This window comes from Streptomyces cylindrosporus, assembly GCF_022698165.1.
Classification (GTDB): Bacteria; Actinomycetota; Actinomycetes; order Streptomycetales; family Streptomycetaceae; genus Streptomyces; species Streptomyces cylindrosporus.
This window is the reverse complement of the sequence record NZ_JALDAY010000018.1, coordinates 53,460-79,511: the sequence shown is the minus strand read 5'-3', so window position 1 is coordinate 79,511 and position 26,052 is coordinate 53,460. Positions and strand designations below refer to the sequence as shown.

General features: G+C 72.7%; 25 protein-coding genes. 10 read left to right on the top strand and 15 right to left on the bottom strand.

Annotation, left to right across the window (positions count from 1 at the left end; all coding sequences use genetic code 11):
- The first annotated feature begins 41 nt into the window (after positions 1-41).
- The 4 genes from MQP27_RS44875 to MQP27_RS44860 are packed head-to-tail and all read left to right on the top strand — an operon-like array spanning position 42 to position 4,670.
- Positions 42-503 (top strand): OsmC family protein, encoded by a 462-nt coding sequence (locus tag MQP27_RS44875; RefSeq protein WP_242776651.1) that lies wholly within the window; start codon positions 42-44, stop codon positions 501-503.
- A complete protein-coding gene (locus MQP27_RS44870) occupies positions 500-3,361 on the top strand; it encodes a cation-translocating P-type ATPase (protein WP_242776649.1) in 2,862 nt (953 codons plus the stop codon). The genes MQP27_RS44875 and MQP27_RS44870 overlap by 4 nt, the downstream gene beginning before the upstream one ends.
- On the top strand, positions 3,358-4,017 hold the full coding sequence (locus tag MQP27_RS44865) for a potassium channel family protein (protein WP_242776647.1): 660 nt from the start codon (positions 3,358-3,360) through the stop codon (positions 4,015-4,017). Before MQP27_RS44870 ends, MQP27_RS44865 begins: the two co-directional genes overlap by 4 nt.
- Complete coding sequence (locus tag MQP27_RS44860) at positions 4,014-4,670, top strand: potassium channel family protein (RefSeq protein WP_242776645.1); 657 nt, start codon at positions 4,014-4,016, stop codon at positions 4,668-4,670. The genes MQP27_RS44865 and MQP27_RS44860 overlap by 4 nt, the downstream gene beginning before the upstream one ends.
- A 19-nt stretch (positions 4,671-4,689) precedes the next feature.
- Here the strand turns inward: MQP27_RS44860 and MQP27_RS44855 are convergent, their stop codons facing one another.
- From MQP27_RS44855 to MQP27_RS44845, 3 genes are all read right to left on the bottom strand, one after another.
- Positions 4,690-5,289: an Rv1733c family protein gene (locus MQP27_RS44855; RefSeq protein WP_242776644.1), complete on the bottom strand. Its 600-nt coding sequence runs from the start codon at positions 5,287-5,289 to the stop codon at positions 4,690-4,692.
- A 108-nt stretch (positions 5,290-5,397) separates the two neighbouring features.
- Positions 5,398-5,862: a Crp/Fnr family transcriptional regulator gene (locus tag MQP27_RS44850; protein WP_242776642.1), complete on the bottom strand. Its 465-nt coding sequence runs from the start codon at positions 5,860-5,862 to the stop codon at positions 5,398-5,400.
- A 168-nt stretch (positions 5,863-6,030) separates the two neighbouring features.
- Positions 6,031-8,412, bottom strand: coding sequence for a phosphoketolase family protein (locus MQP27_RS44845; RefSeq protein ID WP_242776640.1), 2,382 nt, complete (start codon positions 8,410-8,412; stop codon positions 6,031-6,033).
- Positions 8,413-8,463: 51 nt separating this feature from the next.
- Here MQP27_RS44845 and ppk2 point away from each other — a divergent pair, with 51 nt between their 5' ends.
- Positions 8,464-9,267, top strand: coding sequence for a polyphosphate kinase 2 (gene ppk2 / locus MQP27_RS44840; protein ID WP_242776638.1), 804 nt, complete (start codon positions 8,464-8,466; stop codon positions 9,265-9,267).
- Between the two features lie 5 nt (positions 9,268-9,272).
- Here the strand turns inward: ppk2 and MQP27_RS44835 are convergent, their stop codons facing one another.
- The 3 genes from MQP27_RS44835 to MQP27_RS44825 are packed head-to-tail and all read right to left on the bottom strand — an operon-like array spanning position 9,273 to position 12,112.
- On the bottom strand, positions 9,273-10,154 hold the full coding sequence (locus MQP27_RS44835; protein WP_242776636.1) for a universal stress protein: 882 nt from the start codon (positions 10,152-10,154) through the stop codon (positions 9,273-9,275).
- 5 nt (positions 10,155-10,159) lie between these two features.
- Positions 10,160-11,182, bottom strand: a complete 1,023-nt coding sequence (gene adhP / locus MQP27_RS44830) for an alcohol dehydrogenase AdhP (protein WP_242776634.1) — start codon at positions 11,180-11,182, stop codon at positions 10,160-10,162.
- A gap of 24 nt (positions 11,183-11,206) precedes the next feature.
- Positions 11,207-12,112: a universal stress protein gene (locus tag MQP27_RS44825; RefSeq protein ID WP_242776632.1), complete on the bottom strand. Its 906-nt coding sequence runs from the start codon at positions 12,110-12,112 to the stop codon at positions 11,207-11,209.
- Between the two features lie 332 nt (positions 12,113-12,444).
- Here MQP27_RS44825 and MQP27_RS44820 point away from each other — a divergent pair, with 332 nt between their 5' ends.
- Positions 12,445-14,139: a SulP family inorganic anion transporter gene (locus MQP27_RS44820; protein ID WP_242776630.1), complete on the top strand. Its 1,695-nt coding sequence runs from the start codon at positions 12,445-12,447 to the stop codon at positions 14,137-14,139.
- A gap of 5 nt (positions 14,140-14,144) precedes the next feature.
- On the opposite strand, the gene MQP27_RS44815 is transcribed toward MQP27_RS44820, so the two are convergent.
- Positions 14,145-14,360 (bottom strand): hypothetical protein, encoded by a 216-nt coding sequence (locus MQP27_RS44815; protein WP_242776628.1) that lies wholly within the window; start codon positions 14,358-14,360, stop codon positions 14,145-14,147.
- A gap of 199 nt (positions 14,361-14,559) precedes the next feature.
- Between MQP27_RS44815 and MQP27_RS44810 the strand changes: the two genes are divergently transcribed.
- The 3 genes from MQP27_RS44810 to MQP27_RS44800 all read left to right on the top strand — a co-directional run bounded on the left by MQP27_RS44810 (position 14,560) and on the right by MQP27_RS44800 (position 16,544).
- On the top strand, positions 14,560-15,024 hold the full coding sequence (locus MQP27_RS44810) for a cyclic nucleotide-binding domain-containing protein (RefSeq protein WP_242776626.1): 465 nt from the start codon (positions 14,560-14,562) through the stop codon (positions 15,022-15,024).
- A 23-nt stretch (positions 15,025-15,047) separates the two neighbouring features.
- Positions 15,048-15,707 carry a CBS domain-containing protein gene (locus MQP27_RS44805; protein ID WP_242776910.1) on the top strand — a complete coding sequence of 220 codons (660 nt, stop codon included), beginning with the start codon at positions 15,048-15,050 and terminating at the stop codon, positions 15,705-15,707.
- A 135-nt stretch (positions 15,708-15,842) separates the two neighbouring features.
- Positions 15,843-16,544: a response regulator gene (locus tag MQP27_RS44800; protein WP_242776624.1), complete on the top strand. Its 702-nt coding sequence runs from the start codon at positions 15,843-15,845 to the stop codon at positions 16,542-16,544.
- Between the two features lie 22 nt (positions 16,545-16,566).
- Here the strand turns inward: MQP27_RS44800 and MQP27_RS44795 are convergent, their stop codons facing one another.
- The 4 genes from MQP27_RS44795 to MQP27_RS44780 all read right to left on the bottom strand — a co-directional run bounded on the left by MQP27_RS44795 (position 16,567) and on the right by MQP27_RS44780 (position 21,279).
- A complete protein-coding gene (locus MQP27_RS44795) occupies positions 16,567-17,544 on the bottom strand; it encodes an Acg family FMN-binding oxidoreductase (protein ID WP_242776622.1) in 978 nt (325 codons plus the stop codon).
- 17 nt (positions 17,545-17,561) lie between these two features.
- A complete protein-coding gene (locus tag MQP27_RS44790; RefSeq protein WP_242776620.1) occupies positions 17,562-17,834 on the bottom strand; it encodes an SHOCT domain-containing protein in 273 nt (90 codons plus the stop codon).
- 150 nt (positions 17,835-17,984) lie between these two features.
- Positions 17,985-20,354, bottom strand: a complete 2,370-nt coding sequence (locus tag MQP27_RS44785; protein WP_242776618.1) for a glycoside hydrolase family 65 protein — start codon at positions 20,352-20,354, stop codon at positions 17,985-17,987.
- Between the two features lie 49 nt (positions 20,355-20,403).
- Positions 20,404-21,279, bottom strand: a complete 876-nt coding sequence (locus MQP27_RS44780; RefSeq protein ID WP_242776616.1) for a universal stress protein — start codon at positions 21,277-21,279, stop codon at positions 20,404-20,406.
- A gap of 236 nt (positions 21,280-21,515) precedes the next feature.
- Between MQP27_RS44780 and MQP27_RS44775 the strand changes: the two genes are divergently transcribed.
- Positions 21,516-21,740 carry a hypothetical protein gene (locus tag MQP27_RS44775; RefSeq protein ID WP_242776614.1) on the top strand — a complete coding sequence of 75 codons (225 nt, stop codon included), beginning with the start codon at positions 21,516-21,518 and terminating at the stop codon, positions 21,738-21,740.
- Positions 21,741-21,794: 54 nt separating this feature from the next.
- On the opposite strand, the gene MQP27_RS44770 is transcribed toward MQP27_RS44775, so the two are convergent.
- From MQP27_RS44770 to MQP27_RS44755, 4 genes are all read right to left on the bottom strand, one after another.
- The gene (locus MQP27_RS44770; RefSeq protein ID WP_242776612.1) at positions 21,795-22,865 is read right to left on the bottom strand and encodes a zinc-dependent alcohol dehydrogenase family protein; all 1,071 of its coding nucleotides are present in this window, start codon (positions 22,863-22,865) and stop codon (positions 21,795-21,797) included.
- Between the two features lie 119 nt (positions 22,866-22,984).
- Positions 22,985-24,421: an MBL fold metallo-hydrolase RNA specificity domain-containing protein gene (locus MQP27_RS44765; protein ID WP_242776610.1), complete on the bottom strand. Its 1,437-nt coding sequence runs from the start codon at positions 24,419-24,421 to the stop codon at positions 22,985-22,987.
- Positions 24,422-24,696: 275 nt separating this feature from the next.
- A complete protein-coding gene (locus MQP27_RS44760; RefSeq protein ID WP_242776608.1) occupies positions 24,697-25,119 on the bottom strand; it encodes an Hsp20/alpha crystallin family protein in 423 nt (140 codons plus the stop codon).
- 44 nt (positions 25,120-25,163) lie between these two features.
- Positions 25,164-25,922 carry a CBS domain-containing protein gene (locus MQP27_RS44755; protein WP_242776606.1) on the bottom strand — a complete coding sequence of 253 codons (759 nt, stop codon included), beginning with the start codon at positions 25,920-25,922 and terminating at the stop codon, positions 25,164-25,166.
- Positions 25,923-26,052: the final 130 nt, after the last annotated feature.

Sequence of the window (26,052 nt, the reverse complement as noted above, 5' to 3'; positions counted from 1 at the left end):
CCCATCGACCGCAGTCGACGCCGACCAGGGGAGGCCGGGTCATGACCCACACGGCACCGGAGATCGTCAGCCCACCCGGGACATCCGCCCCGGACGTGCACGGCCTCGACGTGACCCACGTGCACGGCGACGCGTACGACGTCGACATCCGCGGCCACCGGCTGCTGGTCGACCAGCCCATGGAGGCGGGCGGCACGGACGTCGCGCCCACACCCGTCGAGCTCTTCGCCGCGTCCCTGGCCACCTGCGTCGCCTTCTACGCGGGCCGCTACCTCAAGCGGCACGGCCTGCCCCGGCACGGGCTGCGGGTGCACACGGAGTTCACGATGGCCGCCGAACCGCCGGCCCGCGTCGACTCGTTGCGTTTGACGATCACTCCCCCGCCGGCCCTGTCCGCCCAGCGCCACGCCGCCCTGCTCGCCGTCGCCTCGCACTGCACGGTGCACAACACACTGCGCCTGCCACCGCGGATCGACATCGGACTGGAGCCGCAGGAACCGTGACCACGGATGCGGGCCGGACGGCCCATGGCGGTGCCCGCCGAGGTGACGAAGCACCGAACGGCCGTACCGCACAGGCCACGGGAGCGGTCCCGTCCGCCGGCGAGCCGGCACCGCCGGTTCAGCGGCTGCGCGCCGACGAGGTGTTCACGGCGTTCGGCGGTTCGCCGCACGGACTGTCCGCCGGCGAGGCGCGTGCCCGGCAGGAGACGTACGGCCCCAATGAGCTGCCCCGCCCGCGCCGCAAGGGAGTGTGGCGGCGCTTCCTGGCCCAGTTCACCGACCTCTTCGCTCTCGTCCTGATCGCGGCGTCGGCGCTGACCTTCCTCGCCTACGCCCTGCAGGATCCGCGGGACGTCGGCAACCTCCAGCTCGCCTTCGCGATCCTGGGCGTGGTCGTGCTCAACGCGGTGATCGGCTTCGTTCAGGAGTACTCGGCCGAGCGCACCGCCCAGACACTGCAGGCCATGGTGCCGCACACCTGCCGGGTGCTGCGGGACGGGGAACGTCTGGAGCTGCCGTCCGGTGACCTGGTACCGGGAGATCTCGTCGCCCTGGAGGCCGGTGACGCCGTGTCCGCGGACTGCCGGGTCGTCGAGGCGCACGGCCTGTCCGTGAACAACGCACCGCTGACCGGGGAGAGTTCGGCCGTCGCCCGGGTCGCCGAGCCGACCGCCACGGACACCGCCCTGGAGTCCCGCAACTGCGTCTTCATGGGCACGACCGTGGTGTCCGGATCGGGCAAGGCCGTCGTGTACGCCACCGGCGCGGCGACGGAGTTCGGCAGGATCTTCCGGCTCACCGACGAGGCCCCACGCCAGAAGACGCCGCTGCAGCGCGAGGTCGCCGTCATGGCGCGGCGCGTCGCGGCCCTGGCCGTGGCGATCGGCGCGGGCATGTTCGCGCTGCGCCTGCAGACGGGGCAGCCGCTGGTGTCGGCCTTCGTGTTCGCGCTCGGGGTGATGGTCGCGCTGGTGCCCGAGGGACTGCCGGCGACCCTGTCGGTGTCGCTGGCCATCGGCGTACGGCGGATGGCCCGCCGTCGGGCCCTGGTCAAGAAGCTGCTGGCGGTCGAGGCCCTGGGCTCCACCACCGTCGTGTGCACCGACAAGACCGGCACCCTCACCCAGGCCGAGATGACGGTCACCCGGATCTGGAGCGGCGGCGGCTGGCACGAGGTGTCCGGCGTGGGATACGCCCCGGTCGGCGAGGTGTCCGACGCGCAGGACCTGCGCGACCTGCTGCTCAGTGCGGTGCTGTGCACGGACGCCCGGCTGGTGCCCCCGGCGGCGGCCGACGGCTGGCGGGTGCTCGGCGACACCACGGAGGGCGCGATCCTCGTCGCCGCGGCCAAGACGGGACTGCACACGGCCGCGGAGAAGGAGGCGTCGCCACGGGTCGGCGAGTTCCCCTTCGACCCGGTACGCAAGCTGATGAGCACCGTCAACCGGACGGCCGACGGCGACGTCCTGTGCGTCAAGGGCGCCCCGCAGGAGGTCCTCGCGCGGTGCACCCGCATCCGCTTCGACGGGACCGACCAGGAGCTCGGCCCCCGGCTCCGGGACGCGGTCGTCGCGGCCGACGACACCATGGCCGGCCGGGGGCTGCGCGTGCTGGGCGTCGCCGTGCGTCCCGTCGGGGAACGTCCCGGCACGGCGGAGCAGGCCGAGTCGGACCTGACGTTCCTCGGTCTGATCGGCATGCTCGACCCGCCCCGGCCCGAGGTCGCCGAGGCGGTGCGGGCCTGCCACCGGGCCGGAATCCGGATCGTGATGCTGACCGGCGACCACCCGCTCACGGCCGAGGCGATCGCCCGGCGCGTCGGCATAGTGACCGGGCCCTCCCCCACCGTGGTGACCGGCCCCGGGCTGGACTCTCTGGACGATGCTGCGCTCGACGGGCTGCTCGCCCGGCCCGGGCAGCTGCTGCTGTGCCGGGTCAGCCCCGAGCACAAGATGCGGGTCGTGGCGGCGCTGCAGGCGCGCGGCGAGGTGGTGGCGGTCACCGGTGACGGCGCCAACGACGCGCCCGCGCTCAAACATGCCGACATCGGCGTGTCCATGGGTGCCACCGGCACCGACGTCGCCCGCGAGGCGTCCGAGATGGTGCTCCTCGACGACTCGTTCGCCTCCATCACCGCGGCCGTGGAACTGGGCCGGTCCGTCTACCGCAACATCCGCAAGTTCCTCGCCTACCTGTTCAGCCACAACATCGCCGAACTCACCCCGATCCTCGCGGCCGCGTTCGCCGGCTTCCCGCTGGTGCCCCTGACCGCCGTGCAGATCCTCGCCATCGACCTCGGCTCCGACGTACTGCCCGCGCTGGCGCTGGGCGCCGAACCGCCCGAGCCGGACACCATGGACCGCCCGCCCCGCTCCCGCCGCGAACGGCTCTTCTCCGCCGAACTCGTCCGCCGCTTCCTCTTCCTGGGAACCGTGCAGTCGATCGGCGTGTGCACGGTGTTCTTCTGGCAGATCCACGCCTCGGGGATCCCGTACGACGACTTCACCAGCTCCGACCCCGCCTACCGCAAGGCCATCACACTCACCCAGGCCGCGATCGTGGTGAGCCAGTTCTTCAACGCGCTGGCGGTGCGCACGGACCGGCAGAGCGTGTTCGGCCTCGGACTGTTCTCCAACCCCCGGCTGATCGCGGCCGGTTGCTTCGGCATCGGACTGATGGCGGCCATCAGCTACGTGCCCGTGCTGCAGGACGTGTTCAACACCGCGGCCCTGTCCGCCGTCGACTGGGCCGTCCTCACCGGCTTCGGCGTCCTGCTATTGGCCGCGGAGGAGGCCCGCAAGTGGTGGGTGCGCCGTGCCCCGGTCCCCGCCCCGGAAGAGAAGGAGGCTGCGCCATGAGGGTCATCGTGGTGGGCTGCGGCCGGGTCGGTTCCGCGCTCGCCGTCCAGCTGGTCAACGAAGGCCACGACGTACGCGTCATCGACCGCGACCCCAGGACCCGGCGACTGCTGCCGGAGGGCTTCCGCGGACAGGTGCTGCACGGCAACGGCTTCAGCCGCACGCTGCTCGAATCCGCGGGCGTCGGACTCGCCGACGCCTTCGTCGCCGTCACCTCCGGCGACAACACCAACATCGTCAGCGCCCGCACGGCGAAGGAGACGTACCGGGTGCCGATCGTGCTGGCCCGCATCTACGACCCGAGGCGCGCCGACATCTACCGCGACCTCGGCATCCCGACGATCGCCAGCGTGCGCTGGACGGTGCACCAGCTCCACCAGATGCTGCTGCACCGCCATCTCACCCCGGAACTGGACTTCGGCAACGGCGAGACGATGCTGCTGCGCTCCCGGCTGCCCGCCTACCTCACCGGCCGGCGGATGGGCGATCTGGAGGTCGACGGCGAGATCCGGGTCGTCGAGGTCACCCGCGGCGGACGGTCGTTCCTGCCCACAGCCCACACGCCCGCGGAAGCGGACGACCTGATCACGTTCGCCGTCGCCGCCGACGCCCTCGGCCGGCTGCGCGGCTTCCTGGACAAGGAGCTCGGCACATGAAGGTCATCGTCGCCGGGGCCGGGCGCCTCGGTACCCAGATCGCCGAGGTCCTCGGCGGCGCCCGCAACCAGGTCACGCTCGTGGACCAGGACGACGACCGGGTCGCCGCGCTCCAGGGCAATGTCCCCGCGGTTCTGCGCATCGGTGACGCCTGCGAGCCCGCGGTCCTGGAGGACGCGGGCGCCCACGCCGCCGACCTGGTGGTGGCCGCCACCGGCGAGGACGAGGACAACCTGGTCGTCAGCCTGCTCGCCAAACGCCAGTTCAAGGTCCCCCGGGTCATCGCACGCGTCAACGACGAGGAGAACGCCTGGCTGTTCACCCATCACTGGGGCGTCGACGCCGCCGTACCGGCCGCCGCGCCGCTCGTCTCCCTCATCGAGGAGGCGACCAGCGCCAGCGACACGGTGGCCCTGCTGCGGCTGAGCAAGGCGGGTGTCAACGTGATCGAGACGACCATCGGCGCGCATTCCCAGGCCGCCGGTCACGCGCTGGCCGAGGTGGCCGTGCCGCCGGGACTGGTCGTCGCCACGGTCGTCCGTGCCGGCGAGCCGCTGGCCCCCACGCCGGAGCTGGAGCTGCGGGAGGGCGACGAGGTCCTGGTGGTCTCGCACAGCGCCACGGAGGACGAGGTGCACGCGATCTTCCAGTGAGCCCCCTCTTCCGGCCGGGTCAGCCGTTCATCTTCTTGCGCCACTGGGGGCCGACCCGCTTCCACTCCGCCTCCCAGGCCCGCATCCGCCGCCGGTCCAGCCGGAAGCGTGCCAAGCAGGCGCAGCCCGCCGCCGCGCCGCCGGTGCCGAACGCGACCAGCACACCGGCGAGCGCCGACTGCAGCCTCGCCTCCAGGGCGGTGGGCGGGCTGGTCACCAGGCGGTTGCGGGTGTCGACCCAGACCTTGACCGACGTTCCCGCCGTGCTGCCCGTCGCGACCCTCGCCATGCCGGTGTGTGTGGATCCGTCGGCGCCACTCCAGCGCACCTTCGCCCACACCGTGTCACCGCTGCCGCCGGCCGTCGTCACGGTCGCGCTCTTGGGCGCGTTCCCGGTGAGCACGGCCGACACGGTGTGCACGGACGCGCGCCGTGCGGCGAGGCTGTCCGCCATCCCGGCGTCCGCCGCCACGCCGGCGAGCAGGCCGCCCACCAGGGCCACGAACCAGGCGGCGAGCACGATCCAGGCCTCCACGCGGTCGCTGCTGCGCCGCAGGGGATTGTGCCGCCATCGCCACAGCGGCACCTTCTTCACCCGGGTGGCACGCGTCCGCGTCATGGGGTCACACCCCCTCGCCTCTCACCTCGAATGTCTCACGTGCGCGGGCGGCTGCGCAGAGGCCGACCAGGCATGGTCCGGGGCCGGACGGCCGTGCGACGGACCCGGTCAGCCCCGGGCGCCGCTGCCGTAGGGGGCGTACAGGTCCAGCAGCCGGGTCCGGGCCGCGTTCAGCCTGCGGGCCACGGCTTCGCCGACCCACAGGGCGATCGCGCGCCCCATCTCGGGGTCGTCCTCGCACATCCGCCGGACGGCCGCGGCGTCGAACTCGTGGGCCCGCACCGGCCCCACCGTGCGGGCGCCGAACCGCCACGAGTGCGGGGTGTACAGCCAGGACCAGCCGAGGAGCTCACCGGCGCCCACGCTGTCGATCACGGCGGCGCGGCGTCCGGGTACGCGCATGTCGAGCGCGACGGCGCCCGAGTCGACGATCCAGAAGTGGTCCGCCCGGCCGCCCTCGTTGAACAGGCGGGTGTCCGGCGGGTAGCGCACGTCGTGCGCCAGGCTCATCAGCCGTCCCCGGTAGACGGCGGGGAGGTTCCTGGTCATGCGGGGTGTGGTCGCGGTGGTCATGGCTGCGCCTCCTCCTGCGCCGGGCCGACGCTGCGGTCGTCACCGGTGGACATCGCCTGCCTTCAGCGTCGGTCACGCCGGCGGGGCGCACATGGGCCGACCGGTCCCCGTCGAAGGGCCGTCGGGGCAGGTTCGGCGACCCGCCCCGACGGCCCCGTCAGCGCCGGCTCAGCCGTTCCACGTCCAGTCCGCGACCTCCGGCAGGTCGGTGCCGTGCTCGCGGATCCAGTCGTGGTGGCGCTGGCGCGCGTCCTCCATGCGCTGGCGTACGGCCGCGGCGCGCACCGCGAGACCCGGCACCCGGTCGATCACGTCCATGACCAGCCGGTAGCGGTCCAGGTCGTTGCGGACGACCATGTCGAACGGCGTGGTCGTGGTGCCGGACTCCTTGTAGCCGCGCACGTGCAGGTTCCGGTGGCCGGTGCGCCGGTAGGCGAGGCGGTGGATCAGCCAGGGGTAGCCGTGGTAGGCGAAGATCACCGGCTTGTCCTGGGTGAACAGGCCGTCGTACTCGAAGTCGCTCATGCCGTGCGGGTGTTCCTCGCGCGGCATCAGCCGGGCCATGTCGACGACGTTGACCACGCGGACCGCGAGTTCGGGCAGGTGGCGGCGGAGCAGCTGGGCGGCGGCGAGGATCTCCTGGGTGGGGACGTCGCCCGCGCAGGCGAGGACGACATCGGGCTCGCCGCCGTTCTCGGTGCCGGCCCACTCCCAGATGCCGGCTCCGCGCGCGCAGTGGGCGCGGGCCTGGTCCATCGACAGCCAGTCGAAGCAGGGCTGCTTCCCGGCCACGATCACGTTCACGTAGTCCCGGCTGCGCAGCGCGTGGTCGGCGACCGACAGCAGCGTGTTGGCGTCCGGCGGCAGGTAGACCCGTACGACCTCGGGGCTCTTGTTGAGGACGTGGTCGACGAAGCCGGGGTCCTGGTGGGAGAAGCCGTTGTGGTCCTGGCGCCACACATGCGAGGTGAGCAGGTAGTTGAGGGAGGCGATCGGGGCGCGCCACGGCAACTGCCGTGATGTGCGCAGCCACTTGATGTGCTGGTTGACCATCGAGTCGACGATGTGCACGAAGGCCTCGTAGCAGGAGAACAGTCCGTGCCTGCCGGTGAGGAGGTAGCCCTCCAGCCAGCCCTGGCAGGTGTGTTCGGAGAGGATCTCCATCACGCGGCCGTGCCGGTCGAGGTGTTCGTCGACCGGGAGGTGCTGGGCCTGCCAGGCCTTGCCGCTGGCGTCGAAGACGGCCTGGAGCCGGTTGGAGGCGGTCTCGTCGGGGCCCACGACGCGGAAGTCGCGGCGCGCCGAGGTGTCCTCCATGACCTTTTCGAGGAGGTCACCGAGGACGCGGGTGGGCTCGTGCAGCGTGCTGCCCGGCTTGTCGACGGGTACGGCGAAGTCGTCGAGGGACGGGACGGGCAGATCCCGTACGAGCAGGCCGCCGTTGGCGTGCGGGGTGGCACCGAGGCGGTGCGTGCCCTCGGGTACGCAGGCGAGGGCGTCGGCGACGGGACGGCCGTCGGCGTCGAAGAGCTCCTCGGGGCGGTAGGAGAGCAGCCACTGCTCCAGCTGCCGCAGGTGGTCCGGGTTCTCGCGGACACCGGCCAGCGGGACCTGATGGGCGCGCCAGGTGCCCTCGACCGGAACGCCGTCGACCTCGGCGGGGCCGGTCCAGCCCTTGGGGGTGCGCAGGACGATGACGGGCCAGTGCGCGCGCTCCGCCACTCCGTCCTCGCGGGCCGACTGCTGGAGCAGGGCGATGCGGTCCAGGGCGGTGTCCATGGCCTCGGCCATCGCCCGGTGGACGGTGGCCGGGTCGTCGCCGCTGACGTGGATGGGCGAGTGTCCGTAGCCGCGCAGCAGCTCGTCGAGTTCGTGCTCGGGGAGGCGGGAGAGCACGGTCGGGTTGGCGATCTTGTAGCCGTTGAGGTGGAGGATCGGCAGGACGGCCCCGTCGTGGACGGGGTCGAGGAACTTGTTGGAGTGCCAGGACGCGGCCAGCGGCCCGGTCTCCGCCTCGCCGTCGCCGACCACGCAGGCGACCAGCAGGTCCGGGTTGTCGAGGGCCGCGCCGTAGGCGTGCGAGAGCGAGTAGCCCAGCTCGCCGCCCTCGTGGATGGAGCCGGGGGTCTCCGGTGCCACGTGGCTCGGCACTCCGCCGGGGAAGGAGAACTGCCGGAACAGGCGTCCCATGCCGGCCTCGTCCCGGCCGACGTCGGGATAGGTCTGGCTGTAGGTGCCCTCCAGCCAGGAGTTGGCCACCACCGACGGTCCGCCGTGCCCGGGGCCCCAGATGCACAGGGCGTCGATGCCGCGGGCCTTGATGACCCGGTTGAGGTGGGTGTAGACGAGGTTGAGGCCGGGCGAGGTGCCCCAGTGGCCCAGCAGCCGCGGCTTGATGTGCTCCGGCTTCAGGGGTTCGCGCAGCAGGGGGTTGGCCATCAGGTAGATCTGCCCGGCGGACAGGTAGTTGGCGGCCCTCCAGTGCATGTCCAGGGTGCGCAGTTCCTCGTCGGAAAGTACGGTGGCGTTCTGGTGTTCGACCTTGGGCATGGGATTGACTCCGGAAGTCATCGACGTGGCTCAGCGGGTGGTGGAGGCGGCATGGCCGGCAAGAAGGCGGCGACGCTGCCGCGCAAGACGTACGAGAAGGAACTGCTGCGGCTGCAGACGGAGCTGGTGAAGCTTCAGGAGTGGGTGCGCGCCGAGGGCGCCCGCCTTGTCGTCATCTTCGAGGGGAGGGACGCGGCGGGCAAGGGAGGCACCATCAAGCGGGTGGCGGAGCATCTGAACCCGCGGGTGGCGCGCATCGCGGCGCTGCCCAAGCCGACGGAGCGCGAGCGCACCCAGTGGTACTTCCAGCGGTACGTGGAGCATCTGCCGGCCGCCGGGGAGATCGTGCTGTTCGACCGGTCCTGGTACAACCGGGCCGGCGTCGAGCATGTGATGGGCTTCTGCACCAAGGAGGAGTACCAACTCTTCCTGCGGCAATGCCCGATTTTCGAGCGGATGCTGGTGGAGGACCGGATCCTGCTGCGCAAGTACTGGTTCTCGGTGAGCGACACCGAGCAGCAGGAGCGCTTCCGGCGCCGGCTGGACGATCCGGTACGGCGCTGGAAGCTGTCGCCGATGGACCTGGAGTCGATCACGCGCTGGGAGGCGTACTCCCGGGCCAAGGACGAGATGCTGGTGCACACGGACATCAGTGAGGCGCCGTGGTTCGTGGTGGAGAGCGACGACAAGCGCCGGGCGCGGCTGAACATGATCGCCCATCTGCTGGGCTCCCTGCCCTATCACGACGTTCCACCGCCGGTGCTGGAGTTGCCGGAGCGGCCGGCGTCGACCGGCTACCAGCGCCCGCCGCGTGATCTGCAGACGTACGTCCCCGATCACGCGGCGAGCCTGTAGCCGGGTCACTTCGGTCGCACCGGGCCCGGTACGACCGCGACCGGGCAGGCCGAGTGGTGCAGTGCCGCGTGGGTGACCCGGCCGAGCTGGAGCCCGAAGTGCCCCTCCCGGCGCTTGGCGCCCACGACCAGCAGGTCGGCGTCGTGCGAGAGGTCGGCCAGCACGCGGCGGGCGTGACCCTCGACGGTGCGCCGGTGCACATCGGCGTCCGCCGGGACGTCGTGCAGCGCCCCGTCCAGGGCCTCCGCCGCCCGCTGCTCGTGCAGCCGGGCGGGTTCGCCGGCCATGAGCGGGTGGTCGGTGGTCTCGTGCGCGGGGCACCGCCAGGCCCGTACGGCCTCCAGAGGCACCCCCCGCAGCTGGGCCTCGCCCACGGCGAAGCGCACGGCCGGCGACTCGGCGCCGTCCTCCCCCACGCCCAGGACGACCCGGCCGTGGGTGCCGGGCACCGCCTGCTTGTCCTGATTGCCGCGCAGCACGATCACCGGGCAGTCGGCCTGCGCTGCGACGGTGAGGCTGACGGAGCCCAGCAGGAACTCTGCGACGCCGCTGCGGCCACGGCTGCCCACGACCACCGCGGAGGCCTGCCGTCCCTCGTGCACCAGGGCGTACTCGGGCTCCTCCGGCAGTACCACCGGCGTCACCTTCAGGTCGGGGTGGCGCTCCCGGGCCCGCCGGGCGGCGCTCTCGACGACGTCCTCGGCGAGCACCTCCTCGGACGGCTTGCCGAGGTCCTCCGAGAGCGAGCCGCCCTCGTAGCGCTCCCACAGCGAGGCGTACACCACCCGCAGCCCGATCCCGCGCAGCACGGCCTCGTCGGCCGCCCAGTCCACGGCCCGCAGGCTCGGCTCGGAGCCGTCCACGCCGACGACCAGGGGCAGGTCCATCGTCCTCACCGTCCCGCGCCGAGGTCGAACACGATCCGGGCCTTGACCTGGCCGCGCAGCACCTCGTCGATGGACTCGTTGACGGAGGCCAGCGGACGGGTCTCGCAGATGACCTTGGTGCGGCCGGCCGCGTGCAGCCGGAAGACCTCGGCGAGGTCCTGCCGGGTGCCGACGATGGAGCCGATCACGCTCGTCCCGTTGAGGACGGTGTCGAAGATCGGGACCTGTATGGTGCCGTGCGCCGGCAGGGCGACCATGACGAGCTTGCCGCCGCGCCGCAGGCCGGAGTTGACGGCGCCGAACGCGGCCTCGTTCACGGCCAGGGCGATCGCGGCGTGGGCGCCGCCGTGCCCCTTGAGGACCTCGCCGACGTCCTCCTTGCGGGCGTCGATCGTGATGTCGGCGCCGAGTTCCCGGGCCAGTTCGAGCTTCTCGTCGGTGACGTCGATCGCGGCGACGGTGGCTCCGGCGATCTTCGCGTACTGCACGGCCAGGTGCCCGAGCCCGCCGACGCCGGAGACGGCCACGAGCTGGGCCGGCCTGACGTCCGCGACCTTGAGCGCCTTGTACGTGGTGACGCCGGCGCAGGTCAGCGGGGCGGCCTCGACGGCGCTGACGCCCTCGGGCACGGGCTGGGCGAAGTCGGCCCAGGCCAGCATCTTCTCGGCGTACCCGCCGTCACAGCCGTAACCGGTGTTGATCTGCTGCTCGCACAGGGTCTCCCAGCCGGAGAGGCAGTGCTCGCACCGTCCGCAGGCCCTGCCGAGCCACGGCACGGCGACCCGGTCGCCCACGCTCAGGTGGGTGACGCCGGCGCCGAGCTTCTCGACCAGGCCGACGCCCTCGTGGCCGGGGACGAACGGCGGGTTCGGCTTGACGGGCCAGTCGCCGTGGGCGGCGTGGATGTCGGTGTGGCACAGCCCGGAGGCCTCGACACGGATGCGGACCTGGCCGGGGCCGGGCTCGGGGTCAGGGTGCTCCTCGATGACCAGGGGCTCGCCGAACGCTCGTACGACCGCTGCCTTCATGGTTCAACTCCTCGGGTTTCGGTGTCAGTTGTGGGCGACGACCGCGACGGGTGCGGTGGCGTGGTGCAGGACGGCGTGGGTGATGGGGCCGATGTGGAAACCGACCGGGTTGCGGCGGACGCGACGGCCGACGACGACCAGCGAGGCCCCCGAGGAGACGTCGACCAGGTAGTTCGCCGCGCTGCCGGCCCGGGACTCCTCCACCACTTCCACGTCCGGGTACTTCCGGCGCCAGGGGCGCACGGCATCGGCCAGAGCGGCCGACTGCTGCCGGGCGATCTCGTCGTGGTAGTCCGGGTCGGCGGACAGGCCGTAGGTGTAGTACGGCGGCAGGTTCCAGCCGTACAGGACCCGCAGGACGGTGCTGCGCCGGGCGGCCGCGTCGAAGGCGAACTCGATCACGGACTCGTCAGGGGCGGCGGGGTCGAGGCCGAGGACGACGGGCCGGTACGCGGTGGCGGCGGACGGGATGCCCGCCGGGTCCGGCTCGTGCTCGTCGGCGGCCTGTTCCCCGGCCCGCACCAGCACCACGGGGCGTTCGGCGTGCGCGATGGTGCCCAGGCCGACGGATCCGACGAGGAATCCGCCGATGCCGCTCAGCCCGCGGGAGCCGAGCACGAGCAGTTCGGCGTCCCGTGCCGTCTCGGCCAGCACGTCTGCGGGCCGGCCGCTCGGCTGCTCCATGGTCACTTCGAGGCCGGGGTGACGCAGCCGGACGCCCTCGGCGGTCTCGCGCGGAATCCGCTCGGTCCAGTGCTGCTGGGTCTCCGCGCCGACCAGGGGGGCCTGCGCCATGGGCTCCGGGACGGGCTCCCACACGTGGACGATGTTCAGCGGCAGGTCCCGCAACTGCGCCTCGCGGGCCGCCCACTCCACCGCGGCGCGGCTCTCGGCCGAGCCGTCCAGACCTGCGACAACGGTGCGCACCATGATTCCGCCTCCTGATCGTGATCTGTCTCCAGCGTCGGCTCTCGAACGGCCGTGCTGCAGGGGCCGCATGTCCCCGGCCGGGACCGACCGGCCCAACACACCCGCGTGGCGGGCCCCCGTGCAGGGGGCCCGCCACGCTCCCGCGGTCGGCAGGCTCTGCCTCTCGCACTCCCGACGATGCTCCGCGTCACCGTGCCCGGCCTGATGCCGAAGGTCGGTCCCGGTGGGGCTGAACGGCCCTTTCCGCTGGTCCTGTTGGACTGCGGGGAGCGGATCTCTCGCGGTGGCAGCGGCCGCGATGGATTCTTGAGGCAGCCGGTGAGAGGAGTTGCATGTCCCACGGGTCGTGGTGGAGCCGTACGGTGCCCGGGATCACCGTGCTGACCGGTTACCGCCGGTCCTGGCTGCGCGGCGACGCGCTGGCCGGTCTGACGGTGGCCGCCTATCTGGTGCCGCAGGTGATGGCGTACGCGGGTGTGGCCGGGCTGCCGCCGGTCGCCGGTCTGTGGGCGATCCTGCCCGCCCTCGCGGTGTACGCGCTGCTCGGCTCCTCGCGGCTGCTCTCCGTCGGCCCCGAGTCGACCACGGCACTGATGACGGCGACCGTGGTGGGCCCGCTCGCCGGCGCCGATCCCGGGCACTACGCCGCCCTGGCCGCCGCCCTCGCGCTCACCGTCGGCCTGCTGTGCCTGGCGGCCTGGGCGCTGCGCCTGGGCTTTCTCGCCGACCTGCTCTCCCGCCCGGTCCTGATCGGCTATCTGGCGGGCGTCGCCCTGATCATGATCGTGGACCAGCTGCCGAAACTGACGGGCGTGGACACGACGGGTTCGGAGTTCTTCCCCCAACTGTGGTCGTTCGTACGGCATCTGAGCCAGGCGCACCCAGCCACGGTGCTGTTCTCCGCCGTCGTCCTCGCCCTGCTGTTCACGGTGACGCGGCTGACCCGCGCGGTCCCCGGCCCACTGCTGGCGGTCGTCCTGAGTACCGCGGCGGTGGCCGCCCTCGACCTCGACGAGAGGTTCGGCATCAAGGTGATCGGCGAGGTCCCGGCCGGGCTGCCCGCCGTCGCGCTGCCGGACCTCACCGAGCTGCCGCATCTGGTGCTGCCCGCGCTGGGCATCCTGCTCGTCGCCTACACGGACTTCATCCTCACCGCGCGCGCCTTCACCGGCGGCGAGAACGGCCCGCCGCTCGACGCCAACCAGGAGTTCCTGGCACTGGGTGCGGCCAACCTGGGGGCGGGCTGTCTGCACGGCTTCCCGGTGAGCAGCAGCGCCAGCCGCACCGCGCTGGCCTCCTCGGCCGGCGCGCGCAGCCAGGTGTACTCCCTGGTCGCGGGTGCGGCGGTGCTCGCCGTACTGCTCTTCCTCAGCCCTCTGCTGACCCGAACCCCCTCGGCCGTACTGGGCGCACTCGTCGTGTACGCGGCCGTCCGCATGATCGACCTCGCGGGTTTCCGCCGCCTGGCGTCCTTCCGCAGACGCGAACTGCTGCTCGCGCTCGGCTGTCTGGCCGGGGTGCTCGCCCTGGACATCCTGTACGGGGTGCTGGTCGCCGTCGGCATGTCCGTGGCCGAGCTGCTGAGCCGGGTGGCCCGGCCCCACGACGCCGTCGAGGGGCTGGTGCCCGGGGTGGCCGGCATGCACGACGTGGACGACTACCCGCAGGCCCGCACGGTCCCCGGCCTGCTGGTCTACCGCTACGACTCACCGCTGTTCTTCGCCAACGCCCAGGACTTCCACCGCCGGGCCCTGGCCGCGGTGGACGAACAGACCGGCCCGGTCCGCTGGTTCGTCCTCAACACCGAGGCGAACGTGGAGGTGGACATCACCGCCCTGGACGCGGTCGACGACCTGCGCCGGGAACTCACCGGCCGGGGCGTCGTGTTCGCCCTCGCCCGGGTGAAGCAGGACCTCCTGGACGACCTGGAGGCGTACGGACTGGCCGAGGCGGTGGGCCGGGACCTGATCTTTCCCACCCTGCCGACCGCCGTGGCCGCGTACCGCAAGTGGAGCCGCAGGGGCTAGCCGCGTCAGCTCTTCACGAGCGGGCGGCCGGACGGACGCTGAGGACCACGGATCGTCGTCCCGGTCGTCCCGGTGCCCGATGCCCGCCGGACGGCGCGGCGCTGCCGCGACCGCAGGTACAGCGCGTCGAGCGCCGCACTGAGCACGAAGGTGACCGTCATGGCGATCACCAGGAGAACGGCGAACTGCCGCCAGAACTCCGGCGTCAGGCTGGTACCCATGGTGTTCCTCCCCTTTCCGCTGCACGGAGTGGCTCTCTCACCACCATCGAACCGCCGGACGCCGGGTGGCACAGGGTGCCACTGGGGTGGCGCGGCCTGCCGGGCGGCCCGTTCCCAGGGCCGGGTGGCCCCTGGTACCGGGCGCCACCCGGGCCCACGCTGGAAGTGGTAGCTCCGTACGCCTTACTGGAGGCACCCCATGAACGCTCCCGCCACCACGAGCCTGCCGCGGGCGCTGCCCGCCGAGCACCGGCAGCGGCTCATGCGACTCGCCCGGGAGGTTTCGTTCCCCGAGGGCTCCCGGCTCTTCGAGGAGGGCGGTCGCGCCGACCGGTTCTGGATCATCCGCACCGGCACGGTCGACCTCGACATGCGGGTGCCCGGCCGCCGGGCCGCCGTCATCGAGTCCCTCGGGCACAACGAACTCGTCGGCTGGTCCTGGCTGTACGCCCCCCACACCTGGCAGCTCGGCGCCGAGGCGTCCTCGCCGGTGCGGGCGTACGAGTTCGACGCCACCACCGTGCGGACGGTCTGCGACGAGGACCCGGCGTTCGGCCGCACCGTGGCGGAGTGGGTCGGCAGGGTCGTCGCCCACCGGCTGCAGGCGGCCCGGGTCCGGCTGCTGGACCTGTACGCCCCCTACGGCAGCGGGAGTGCGCGGTGAACCAGAGCGATCCAGGACGCGTCGTGCACGCGTCCGTGCACATCGTGAGCGACGTGATGACCCGTTCCGTCGCCGCCGTCGGCCGTGGCGCCGCCTTCAAGGACATCGTGCGGACCATGCAGGACCGCAAGGTCAGCGCGGTGCCCGTGGTGGACGGCGGGAACCGGGTCGTGGGGGTGGTGTCGGAGGCGGACCTGCTGCCCAAGGAGGAGTTCCGGGACAGCGACCCCGACCGGTACACCCAGTTGCGCAGGCTGTCCGACCTCGCCAAGGCCGGCTCGGTCACCGCGGGCGAGCTGATGACCTCCCCCGCCCTCACCGTCCCTGCGGACGCCACGCTCGCCCAGGCGGCACGTGAGATGGCGCGGGCGCGGGTCAAGCGGCTGCCCGTCGTCGACGCGGACGGCCGGCTGGAGGGCATCGTCAGCCGCGCGGACCTGCTCAAGGTGTTCCTGCGGGAGGACGAGGACATCGCCGAGGAGGTACGGCGGGAGATCGTCTCGTACCTGTTCCCCGCCCCGGCGTCGACGGTACTGGTCGAGGTCCGGGACGGCGTGGTGACCCTCGGCGGCCGGGTCCACGACACCTCGCTCGTGCCCGTGGCCGCGCGGTTGGTCCGGGCGGTCGAGGGCGTCGTGGACGTGCAGTTCGCGCTCGACGGACCGGAGCGGTCCGGCGACTGAGCCGCGGCCGGTCCGGGTACCGTCACCAGGAGTGGGGCCGGTCGGCCCTAGTGCGTCCGGTCCCACCGGGTGATGATCCTCGTGACGGGCGGCCCGCAGTCCGTGCGTCACACTCCCGGGGAACAAGAGGCCGACATGACCGAGACACGCACCTTCACGGCGCAGGATCCCATCCGCGTCTTCCTGCTCGACGACCACGAGGTGGTCCGACGGGGGCTTGCCGACCTGCTGGACGCCGAGACGGACATCTCCGTCGTCGGCGACGCCGAGAACGTCGAGCACGCCCTCGTCCGCGCGCCCGCGGTCCGGCCGCACGTGGCCGTCCTGGACGTACGCCTGCCCGACGGCGACGGCATCTCCGTCTGCCGCGAGCTGCGCGACCGTATGCCCGAACTGGCCGTGCTGATGCTGACCTCGTTCGACGACGAGGACGCGCTGCTCGACGCGATCATGGCCGGGGCCTCCGGCTATGTGCTCAAGCAGATCCGGGGCTCGGACCTGGTCTCGGCGGTGCGCACGGTCGCCTCGGGCCAGTCGATGCTGGACCCGGCGACGACGGCCCGGCTGATGCGCTCGCTGCGCGCCGAGCCCACCGAGGCGCCGGAAGTCGCGCCGGAGCTCGCGGGCCTGTCCCCGCGCGAACGGGAGATCCTCGCGCTGATCGGGGACGGCCTGACCAACCGCGAGATCGGCAAGCGGCTGTATCTGTCGGAGAAGACCGTCAAGAACCACATCTCCCGGCTGCTGGCCAAGCTGGGCGTCCAGCGCCGCGTACAGGCCGCGGTGCTGGCCACGCACCTGGAACAGCCCGAGCCGGAGGCCCGCCCGGCCCGCTGACGTTCACCGGCGTTTCGACCGTTCAGCGGACCTCCAGCACCTCGTCCACGGGACGGCGTGGGGTCGCGGTTCCCGCGGGGCCGTAGCCGAGGCGCAGGACCATGTGGACGAAGCCCAGGGCCGAGCGGGGGTCGCGGGCCAGTTCGCGCAGGTCCTGGTGTTCCAGGGAGTGGGAGGTGAGGGAGGTGGCCAGTCCGTCGAGGGTGGCCAGCAGCAGGACCCGCTCCAGTGCCTGTCCGGCGCGCAGCCAGTCGTCCGGGCGGTCCCGGCCGGTGCCCAGCAGGGCCAGCTGCGGGGTGGTCTCGAAGACGGCCGCCGCACGGCCGGGCACGGCTCGGCGTCCGGCGAAGTCGCGGACCGGGGCCCGCCCGCCCCGCCTGCTGGGCCCGAAGGCCCGCTCGGGGATCCCGTCGGCGGCCTCGGCCCCGGTCCGGGTCCACCGCTGCACGTCCGCCAGCCGCTCGGGCTCCGCGCTGTCGCGTCCCTCGACGTCACGGACGTGCTCCAGCAGGGCCTCCACGTGCCACTTGCTCGGGAAGACGAGCCGCGCCCCCTCCAGCCGGGCGGCGTCGCTCAGCGCGTCCTGAACGGCGGGCGGCACGGGCCGGTCCTGGAAGGGATGGCGGCTGGTGTGCCGGCGGGCGATCGCCGGGAACAGCACCGCGAGGTCCGCGTCGGGGCGGCCGGTGCCGGTGAGGTGCACCACGGCGAGCAGGTCGCGGTCGGCCGGGTCGGGAAGAAGCGCTGTCTCCGTGTGCAGGGCGCTGTGGGCCGCGGCCACCCGGAGGTTGAGGAGTGCAGCGCCGCAGCCGAGGTGGAGGGCGCGGTTGTCGGGGTCCGTGTGCGGCATGGCCCGTCCCAGGTCGGCACGGAGTTCGAGGGCGCCGCTCGCCCGATCGTGGCAGAAGCGCCACGGCTGCGCGTTGTGCAGCGAGGGCGCGGCCGTGGCGGCGCTCACCAGGTCCCTCAGCTTCGACGTGTCGAGCGGTTGCGTCGGCATGGGGCGTACCTCCGCGGTCAGTTCTTGGTGAGTGTGGGGCCGTTCTCGCGCAGCACGGCCAGGCTCCGGCGGTACTGCTCCTCGTCGATCTCCCCGCGGGCGAAGCGCTCGGACAGCAGTCGCTCCGGGGTGGCGGGGGTCGGGGTGGGGCCGGGCGGGGGCGGCGGGGTGCGGTTCAGGGCGCGGAAGAGCAGGACGCCGGCGCCGATGAGCAGGGCCCACAGCAGGACCGTGCCGACCGACATCGTGAACCAGCCCCAGCCGTTCATGTCATGTCCGTTCCAGTACATCAGGGCCGCTTCCTTTCATTCGGGCGTACGACGGGCCGCTTGGGCGGGTCGTACGTGCGGACTCCTCCACACGGCCAGCGTCACACCCGCGGAAACCGGCGGGCATGGGCCGTCCGGTCTCGCCCGGGGTCCATGCGGCCCCGTCGTCGCTCACTCCCCGAGCACGAGGCGGCCGGTGTCCCCCGGCTTCAGGCAGACCGCGCGGTCCGGCAGCCGGATGTCGATCGGCGAGCCGTCGGACGACGGCACCGCGATCTCCAGCAGCCCGCGCTCCAGGCGCAGGCGTACGCCCCAGTGCTCCTGGTAGCGCAGTGCGAACCCGTACGAGGACAGTTCCGGCAGCGGCACCGGGTCGAGCCACAGCGCCCCGCCTCGTGTCTCCAGGCCGGTCAGTCCGCGCTGGACGAGGTCGAGGGTGCCGGCCATGGCGCCGAGGTGGATGCCCTCGCCGGTGGTGCCGCCCTGGACGTCCGCGACATCGCCGCGCAGGGCCTCCAGGCAGAACTTCCACGCCTCGGCCCGCCGGGCCCGGGCCAGCACCCAGCCGTGGACCAGCCCGCTGAGCGTGGAGCCGTGGCTGGTGCGCCGCAGGTAGTGGTCGACGGTGCGCCGCCAGGTGTCCTCGTCCAGCCGCAGCCCCAACCGGCGGAACAGTCCCTGCAGTTCGGCGGGTCCGAAGAGGTAGCCGAGCATCAGGACGTCCGCCTGCTTGGACGCCCGGTAGCGGTTGACGGTGTCCCCCTCGGCCTCCAGGATCCGGTCCAGCCGGCGGATGTCGCCGTATCGCTCGCGATAGCCGTCCCAGTCGAGCTCGGCGAGGTCGCCGTAGCCCTCGAACTGGCTGATGACACCCTCGTGGAAAGGCACGTGGAGGGTGCGGGAGACGTCCTGCCACTGTTCGAGCTCGCCGCCGTCCAGGCCGGTGCGCTCGACGAGTTCGCGGCGGCGCGGCTCGGGCAGCGACTCCAGCAGCTCCAGGGCGCGGGCGAGCACCCAGGCGGCCGTGACGTTCGTGTACGCGTTGTCGTCGAGGCCGGGCTCCGTGGCGCCGGGGTAGGCGTCGTGGTACTCGTCGGGGCCGACGACGCCCTTGATGCGGTGGCGGCCCAGGGTCTCGTCGTAGACGGCGGAGTCGGCCCAGAAGCGGGCGATCTGCAGCAGCATCTCGGCGCCCTTGGTGTGCCGGAACTCGGTGTCGCCGCTGGCCTCGCAGTACTGCCACACGTTGTACGCGATGGCCGAGCCGACGTGGTGCTGGAGCCGGGAGTGGTCGGGCAGCCAGCGCCCGGAGCGCGGGTTGAGGTGCAGCTGCTGGGTCTCCTCGCGGCCGTCGCTGCCGCTCTGCCAGGGGTACAGCGCGCCCCGTCGGCCCGCCTCGCGGGCGGCGGTGCAGGCCTGTTCGAGGCGGCGGTGCCGGTAGCGGAGCAGGGCGCGGGAGACCTCGGGGAAGTGCAGGTTGAGATACGGCAGCACGAACAGCTCGTCCCAGAAGACGTGTCCGCGGTACGCCTCGCCGTGCAGCCCGCGCGCGGGCACGCCGACGTCGAGGTCGGCGGTGTGCGGGGAGAGGGTCTGCAGGACGTGGAAGAGGTGCAGCCGCAGGATGGTGCCGGCCTTGCCGTCGACGTCGAGGTCGGCTCGGCGCCACAGCTGGTCCCAGGCGGTGAGGTGGGACTCCAGGAGGTCCTCGAAGCCCGGCGCCCGGGTCACCCGGTCGACCGCGGCGAACAGCGGGTCGCTGATCGCCGGGTCGCGCGAGGTGTGCAGGGCGACGGTCTTGTCGACGGTGAGGGTCCGCCCGGCCTCCAGCTCCAGGCTCAACCGCTGTACGGCGCGCGGGCTTTCGTGGCTGATCGTCGCGGGGACGGGGGCGGCCAGGCGGGCCGCCATGCCGATGCGGATGTCCGAGGTGCGGGTGCGGCAGCGCAGCCAGACGGTGTCCGGGGCCGCCGTACCGGTGTGCAGATGGGTGAGGTGGCGGCCGTCCAGGTCCCGGTAGCGGGGTACGCCGGCGTTGGTGACCGAGCCGTCGAGGGCCGCCTTGACGTCGAGGCGGCCCGTGAAGCCCTCGGCCGTGAACTCGGTGCGCAGCGCGGCCAGATGAGGGTCGGCCATGTGGACCAGCCGCTGCTGGCGCACCGTCAGCGCCCGTCCCTCGCCGAGGCCGTAGCGCGTCAGGCGCTCCAGGAGACCCGAGGACAGGTGCAGGGTCTCCCGGTGCTCGTCGACGGTCGCGGTGTCGGGGGTGAGCCAGGCTTCGCCGGGGAGGCGGAAGCGAAGGGGCAGCCAGTTCGGCAGGTTGACCATGTCCTCGTTCTCGACTTGTCGCCCCGCCACGTCGGAGGTCAGGCGGTTGTAGCAGCCCGCCACATAGGTGCCCGGATAGTGCACCTCGTCGGCGGCGCACTCGGGCAGCGCTCCGCGCGTGGCGAAGCACCCGTTGCCCAGCGTGCACAGCGCCTCCCGCAGGCGCACGTCGGCGGGCTCGTAGCCCTCGTACTCCCAGGTCCAGCTCGTCACTTCGGCCCTCCTTGCCGCCCGACCGGTTCTCCGAGGTGGCCGCGCACGGTCACGCCTGTTGCGGCACGATCGCCACCGGGCAGTCGGCGTGATGCAGCAGCGTGTGCGCCACCCGGCCGAGCTGGAGACCGATGTGGCCCTTGCGGCGCTGCGCTCCGACGATCAGCAGGTCCGCGGCGGCGGAGCGGTTCAGCAGCACCCTGCGCGCCGGGCCCTCGACCGTGACGGTGCGCAACCGGACACCGGGGTGGTCCAGCACGGCTTCCTCCAGCAGGCGGTCGAGGAGTTCGGAGGCGCGCTGCTCGTGGCGGTGCGCCGGATCCTGGGCCAGGTGGGGGTCGTCCGCGCTCTCGTGCGCCGGGCAGCGCCAGGCACGTACCACGTCCAGGGTGCAGCCGCGGGCCTCGGCCTCCCGGAAGGCGAACCGCACCGCCTCACCGCCGGTCGCCGGCTCGCCGGCGCCGAGCAGGATGCGCTCATGGGTGCCCGCCAGTGCGGCCTTGTCGCCGCGGACGACCACCACCGGACCGTGCGCCCGGGACGCCACGGCCAGTCCGACCGAGCCGAGGAGCAGTCCGGCCAGCTCGCCCCGGCCACGGGAACCGGTCACCAGGAAGGAGGCGTTGCGCCCCTCGTCCAGGAGCGCGGACACCGCGTCCTCGGGAACCACCTCGGCGGACACCTTCACCTCGGGATTGCGCCGCCGGGCGCGCTCCGCGGCGGAGGCGACGACATGTTCCGCCATGACGCGTTCGGAGGGACGCCCGGGGCCGTCGGACGGCACGCCACCCTCGTAGCGTTCCCACAACGAGGCGTACACCAGCCGCACCGGCAGCCCGTGCCGGGCCGCTTCGTCCACGGCCCAGTCGACCGCCGTGAGACTCCCGTCCGATCCGTCGACGCCCACGACCAGGGGCAGCTCCATCGTCCCCACCGCCTTTCATCGGTCCGCGCGAGAACTGGGCACAGAGCTCCGACTCCACCGTGACACCGGTGGCCGTGCTTCAGCAGGGGTGATTCGACCCTCGGCCCGGGGCCACTCGGCCCGGGCCGGTGCCCGGACAGTCTCTGGGCCGGTGCGTACACCACGTCGACACTGAGAGTTACCGGATCGTTTCTGCATGTCCGGGCCGAGGCAATACCGACAGAAGGAAGGCAGTCATGGTCCCTCTCATCCTGATCGGCGCGGCCGTGGTCGGCGCGTGCCTGATCTTCGGATACAGCTCCTTCGTCGTCGGCTTCGTCCTCATGGGCGCCGGCATCCTGGGCCTGATCGTCTTCATGAGCACGCCCGGGACGGTACGGCGGCCCGGCGAACGCGAGACCGTCATCGAGGAACGGCACTTCATCGGTGATCACGACGATCACCGGCACTACCGGACGTGAGCCGCGCCATCCGGGGGCCCGCACCGCGGGCCCCCGCCCGGTGCCGGCCGCCCGTCATGGCGTGGACACCGGGACGATCTCACGCTGCGGCCCGCCGAGCACGACCTTGAGGGCGCCGGTCTCGCCCGCGTGGGCGAAGACCTCGTACGCCTCCTCCATGCTGTCGATCGGGAAGCCGTGGGTGACCAGCTGCGAGGTCGGCAGCCGGCCCGCCGCCGCCATCCGCAGCAGGGTGGGCGTGGAGTGTGTGTCGACCAGGCCCGTGGTGATCGTGACGTTCTTGATCCACAGGTCTTCGAGGTGGAGCGTGGCCGGCTTGCCGTGCACGCCGACGTTGGCCACGTGTCCGCCGGGCCGCACCATGCGCGTGCACAGTTCGAAGCTCTCCGGCACGCCGACCGCCTCGATCACCACGTCGGCCCCGAGTCCGTCGGTGAGGTCGGCGATCAGCTGCTCCGGCCCCTCGCTCGCGTCGGCCACCGCCTCCGCGCCCAGCTTCCTCGCCGCCTCCAGGCGAGACGCGGCCAGGTCCACGGCGACGACACGTTCGGGGGCGAACAGCTGGGCCGTGGCGATCGCGGCGAGGCCGATGGGACCGGCCCCGACGACGGCGACGGTGTCTCCGGGGCGCACATGGCCGTTGAGCACGCCCACCTCGTAGGCCGTCGGGAAGATGTCGGCGAGCAGTACGGCCTCCTCGTTCCGGACCGCGCCGGGCAGCACGTGCACGGAGAGGTCGGCGTACGGAACCCGGACGTACTCGGCCTGGGTGCCGTTGATCAGGTGGCCGAGGATCCAGCCGCCCCCGCCCAGGCACTGGCCGTACATGGCTTCCCGGCAGTAGCGGCAGCGTCCGCAGGCGCTGATGCAGGAGATCAGGACGCGGTCCCCGGGCCGCACCGTGCGCACATCGCCGCCGACCTCGACGATCTCGCCGACCGCCTCGTGCCCGAGCACCGTGCCCGGGCGCACCTCGGGTACGTCGCCCTTGAGGATGTGCAGGTCCGTTCCGCAGATGGTGACGGCGTCGACCCTGACGATCGCGTCGGTGGCCTCCTGGATGCCCGGGTCCGCGACCTCTTCCCAGGCGGCCTGTCCCGGACCGTGGAACACGTAGCCTTTCATGTCCGACCTCACCCTCTCGCCGGAATTGCTCCCGCACGTCCAGCTTGGCCGGGACGCGGCGGATCCGCATGGGCCGGTCGGCCCCAGGAGGGCAGCGGTGTGCACGTCGGGCGCACCGGTCACCGCACGAGCACACGCTCCCCGGACCGCGGCACCACGGCGGTCCAGCCGAGGGTCCGGTCGATGCGGTCGCGCAGCGCCTCGGCCGCGTCGGGCTCGCCGTGCACCAGGTAGGTGGCGTGGGGCGCGGGGGCGCCGCGCAGCCAGTCGATGATCTGCGCCGCGTCGGCGTGTGCCGAGAAGTGCGGTACGTCGGCGACCTGCGCCCGCACGGGCACGTACTCGCCGAACATCTTCAGGGCCTTGGCCCCGTCGACGAGGTCGCGGGCGCGGGTGCCCTTGGCGGCGAAGCCCACCACGACGACGGCGTTGCGCGGGTCCGGCAGCAGTCGCCTGAGGTGGTGCAGGACCCGGCCGCCGGTCGCCATGCCGGACGCGGAGACGATGACGGCCGGCCCCCCGGCCTTCCCGATGTCGACCGACTCCTGGACGGAGCGCGCCGTCAGGAACGGTTCGGGGCTCAGCGCGGCGCCGCCCGCGGCCGTGACCTCGGGCCGCAGCTCCGGAGACCCGGAGCGGACGGCGTCGCGGTAGACGTCGAGGGCGGCCAGGGCCATCGGGCTGTCGACGTACACCGGCACGCCGGCGGGAAGCCGGCCCTCGCGGCGCAGCTCCGCCAGCTCGTGCAGGACGACCTCGGTGCGGTCGAGGGCGAACGCGGGGATCACGACGGTGCCGCCGCGGGCCAGGGTCCGGGTGAGGACGTCCGCGAAGTGGGTGCGGCCCGCCTGTTCCTCGTGGCGCCGGTTGCCGTACGTGGACTCCATCAGCAGCACGTCCGCGCCGAGGAAGGGTTCCGCCGGGCGCAGCAGCGGGTGTCCTGGGCGGCCGAGGTCGCCGCTGACGGCGAGGGTGTGCCCGTCCTCCAGGGTGAGCCGGGCCCAGGCCGAGCCGAGGATGTGGCCGGCGGGGTGCAGGGTCAGGGTGGTCCCGTCGGCGATGTCGGCGGGCTTGCCCACGGGGACGGGGGCGATGAGCTCCAGGGCGTGGTCCACGTCCGACTCGTCGTACAGCGGTTGCGCGGGCCGGTGCTTGGACCAGCCGTGCTCGTTGGCGTGCCGGGCCGCCTCGATCTGCAGCTTCGCGCTGTCGCGCAGCACGATCTCCATCAGCCGGGCGGTGTGCTCCGTCGTCACGACCCGGCCCCGGAAGCCGTGGCGCACCAGCCGCGGCAGGTACCCGCAGTGATCGAGGTGCGCGTGGGTGACGACCACCGCCTCGATGTCCTCGGCGTCGCAGGGCAGGCCGCGCCAGTTCCGCCTGCGCAGGTCGGCCAGGCCCTGGAAGAGTCCGCAGTCCACGAGGACGCGGGCGTGGTCGCTCTCGACGAGGAACTTGCTGCCGGTGACCGTTCCCACGCCGCCCAGGAAGGTCAGCAGTGCGGGCCTGGGGCGTGGCTGTGAGGTGTCGGTCGGGAGCGGTTCGTGCACGGTCATGTCGTCCTTCTCCTCACTGTCCCGGGCCGGGAACCGGGGCCGAGTGGCCCTGGTGCGCGCGGTGTCCGGGTGGTGTGCTGGAGGTGACGGGAAGGGCCCGTGAAAGACGCGGGGAAGCGGCCGACGGTCGCGCACCGCGCAATCAGGATCCGCGAGAAGCGGGTGGAGCCCTTCCCGTCCTTGCTGCCCCGACGCGACACCGGGCCCCGGTCAGAAGAGTGCGCGGCCGGCGTACCGGCCGCGCACCGCGGTTGCGACCGAGCGCCCACCCGCGCTCAGCCCTGCCGCACCGGGATGGTCTTCGTGCCCGTCTTCAACTCGGGCACCGGGATCGTGACGGTCAGGACGCCGTCCTTGTACTCGGCAGTGGCCTCGTCGCCCTTGGCCCCGGCCGGCAGCCGGACGGAGCGGGCGAAGGTGCCGTAACGGAACTCCGTGCGGTGCTTCTGCGTCGTCTCCTCACTGCGCTCCGCCCGCAGGGTCAGAACGCCCGCTGTCACGGTGATCTCGACTTCCTTGGCGGGGTCGATGCCCGGGAGCTCGGCCCGCAGCACGTACTTCTCGTCCGCCAGGAACTCCTCGATGCGGATGCCGTGCAGGCCCGGAACCGTGTGCGCTCCGGGGAAGCCCGACTCGACCCAGCCGAACAGGTCGGGCAGGGTCGGCCAGCCCGGCAGCCGTTCGATCATGCCGGTCATGTCTCCCTCCTCCTCTTCTTCGCCGCTTCCAGCGTCCCGCGCCGTCATGGGCGCGCGCCTGAGCCGACCGGGCCCGAACCGGACCCTGCCGGCCCTGGCGGCACGGCGTGTTCACGGTCCGGCGGGTCCGGCAGGTCCGGTTCGAGGGCGGGACGGCGGGGCGGGCCCATGAGCGCGCACTCCACGTCCACGACCCCCTCCACCGCGCGCGCCAGACGTGTGACCACAGGCACCAGGGTCGTGTCCGGGACCCTTCCGGTGAGCCGCACGACCCCGTCGCGGACCTCGACCCGGATCGGCTCGGCCGCGGCGGGGAACAGCTCGGCGACGACCTCGCGCCGTACCTCCTCGGCGATGTCCTCGTCGTCGCGCAGGAAGACCGTGAGCAGGTCGGACCTGCTGACGATGCCCACCAGTACGTCGTCGTCGCCGACGACGGGCAGCCGCTTCACCTTGTGGAGCGCCATGGTCCGGGCGGCACGGGCGAGGGAGGCGTGGGCCGGGACGGTGACGGCGGGCGCGGTCATCAGCTCCTCGGCGGTCACGGCGCCGGCCTTGACCAGGTCGCTCAGGCGGCGCAGTTGGGTGTACCGGTCCGGGTCACCGTCGCGGAACTCCTCCTTGGGCAGCAGATCGGCCTCGGAGACGATCCCGACGACCCTGGTCCCGCCCTCCACCACGGGCATGGCGCTGACCTTCCACTGCTGCATGGTCTTCACGATCTCCTTGAACGTCGCCCGGCGGCCGAGGGCGACGACCGTGCGGGTCATCACATCGCTCACGATGTGCGGAGTGCCGTCCATGGCGTCCTCCTGGGTGCTCGTGGCGCACGGCGCGCTCGTGCCGCGCGCCACCTTCAGCGTCGGTCACCCGCACGCCGTCGCCATGGGCCGAACGGCCCGCTGCCGGGGTCCCGGTCGACCTTTCCGGTTC

Excerpts from the sequence above, each read along its gene's own strand:
- ppk2 (WP_242776638.1), top strand. The coding sequence starts at position 8,464 with ATGGCCGGCAAGAAGGCGGCGACGCTGCCGCGCAAGACGTACGAGAAG.
- MQP27_RS44825 (WP_242776632.1), bottom strand. The coding sequence starts at position 12,112 with ATGGTGCGCACCGTTGTCGCAGGTCTGGACGGCTCGGCCGAGAGCCGC.
- MQP27_RS44795 (WP_242776622.1), bottom strand. The coding sequence starts at position 17,544 with ATGCCGACGCAACCGCTCGACACGTCGAAGCTGAGGGACCTGGTGAGC.
- MQP27_RS44810 (WP_242776626.1), top strand. The coding sequence starts at position 14,560 with ATGAACGCTCCCGCCACCACGAGCCTGCCGCGGGCGCTGCCCGCCGAG.
- MQP27_RS44845 (WP_242776640.1), bottom strand. The coding sequence starts at position 8,412 with ATGCCCAAGGTCGAACACCAGAACGCCACCGTACTTTCCGACGAGGAA.
- MQP27_RS44780 (WP_242776616.1), bottom strand. The coding sequence starts at position 21,279 with ATGGAGCTGCCCCTGGTCGTGGGCGTCGACGGATCGGACGGGAGTCTC.
- MQP27_RS44770 (WP_242776612.1), bottom strand. The coding sequence starts at position 22,865 with ATGAAAGGCTACGTGTTCCACGGTCCGGGACAGGCCGCCTGGGAAGAG.
- MQP27_RS44815 (WP_242776628.1), bottom strand. The coding sequence starts at position 14,360 with ATGGGTACCAGCCTGACGCCGGAGTTCTGGCGGCAGTTCGCCGTTCTC.
- MQP27_RS44865 (WP_242776647.1), top strand. The coding sequence starts at position 3,358 with ATGAGGGTCATCGTGGTGGGCTGCGGCCGGGTCGGTTCCGCGCTCGCC.
- MQP27_RS44835 (WP_242776636.1), bottom strand. The coding sequence starts at position 10,154 with ATGGACCTGCCCCTGGTCGTCGGCGTGGACGGCTCCGAGCCGAGCCTG.
- MQP27_RS44755 (WP_242776606.1), bottom strand. The coding sequence starts at position 25,922 with ATGGACGGCACTCCGCACATCGTGAGCGATGTGATGACCCGCACGGTC.
- MQP27_RS44850 (WP_242776642.1), bottom strand. The coding sequence starts at position 5,862 with ATGACCACCGCGACCACACCCCGCATGACCAGGAACCTCCCCGCCGTC.
- MQP27_RS44760 (WP_242776608.1), bottom strand. The coding sequence starts at position 25,119 with ATGACCGGCATGATCGAACGGCTGCCGGGCTGGCCGACCCTGCCCGAC.
- MQP27_RS44875 (WP_242776651.1), top strand. The coding sequence starts at position 42 with ATGACCCACACGGCACCGGAGATCGTCAGCCCACCCGGGACATCCGCC.
- MQP27_RS44790 (WP_242776620.1), bottom strand. The coding sequence starts at position 17,834 with ATGTACTGGAACGGACATGACATGAACGGCTGGGGCTGGTTCACGATG.
- MQP27_RS44855 (WP_242776644.1), bottom strand. The coding sequence starts at position 5,289 with ATGACGCGGACGCGTGCCACCCGGGTGAAGAAGGTGCCGCTGTGGCGA.
- adhP (WP_242776634.1), bottom strand. The coding sequence starts at position 11,182 with ATGAAGGCAGCGGTCGTACGAGCGTTCGGCGAGCCCCTGGTCATCGAG.
- MQP27_RS44765 (WP_242776610.1), bottom strand. The coding sequence starts at position 24,421 with ATGACCGTGCACGAACCGCTCCCGACCGACACCTCACAGCCACGCCCC.
- MQP27_RS44820 (WP_242776630.1), top strand. The coding sequence starts at position 12,445 with ATGTCCCACGGGTCGTGGTGGAGCCGTACGGTGCCCGGGATCACCGTG.
- MQP27_RS44775 (WP_242776614.1), top strand. The coding sequence starts at position 21,516 with ATGGTCCCTCTCATCCTGATCGGCGCGGCCGTGGTCGGCGCGTGCCTG.
- MQP27_RS44860 (WP_242776645.1), top strand. The coding sequence starts at position 4,014 with ATGAAGGTCATCGTCGCCGGGGCCGGGCGCCTCGGTACCCAGATCGCC.
- MQP27_RS44800 (WP_242776624.1), top strand. The coding sequence starts at position 15,843 with ATGACCGAGACACGCACCTTCACGGCGCAGGATCCCATCCGCGTCTTC.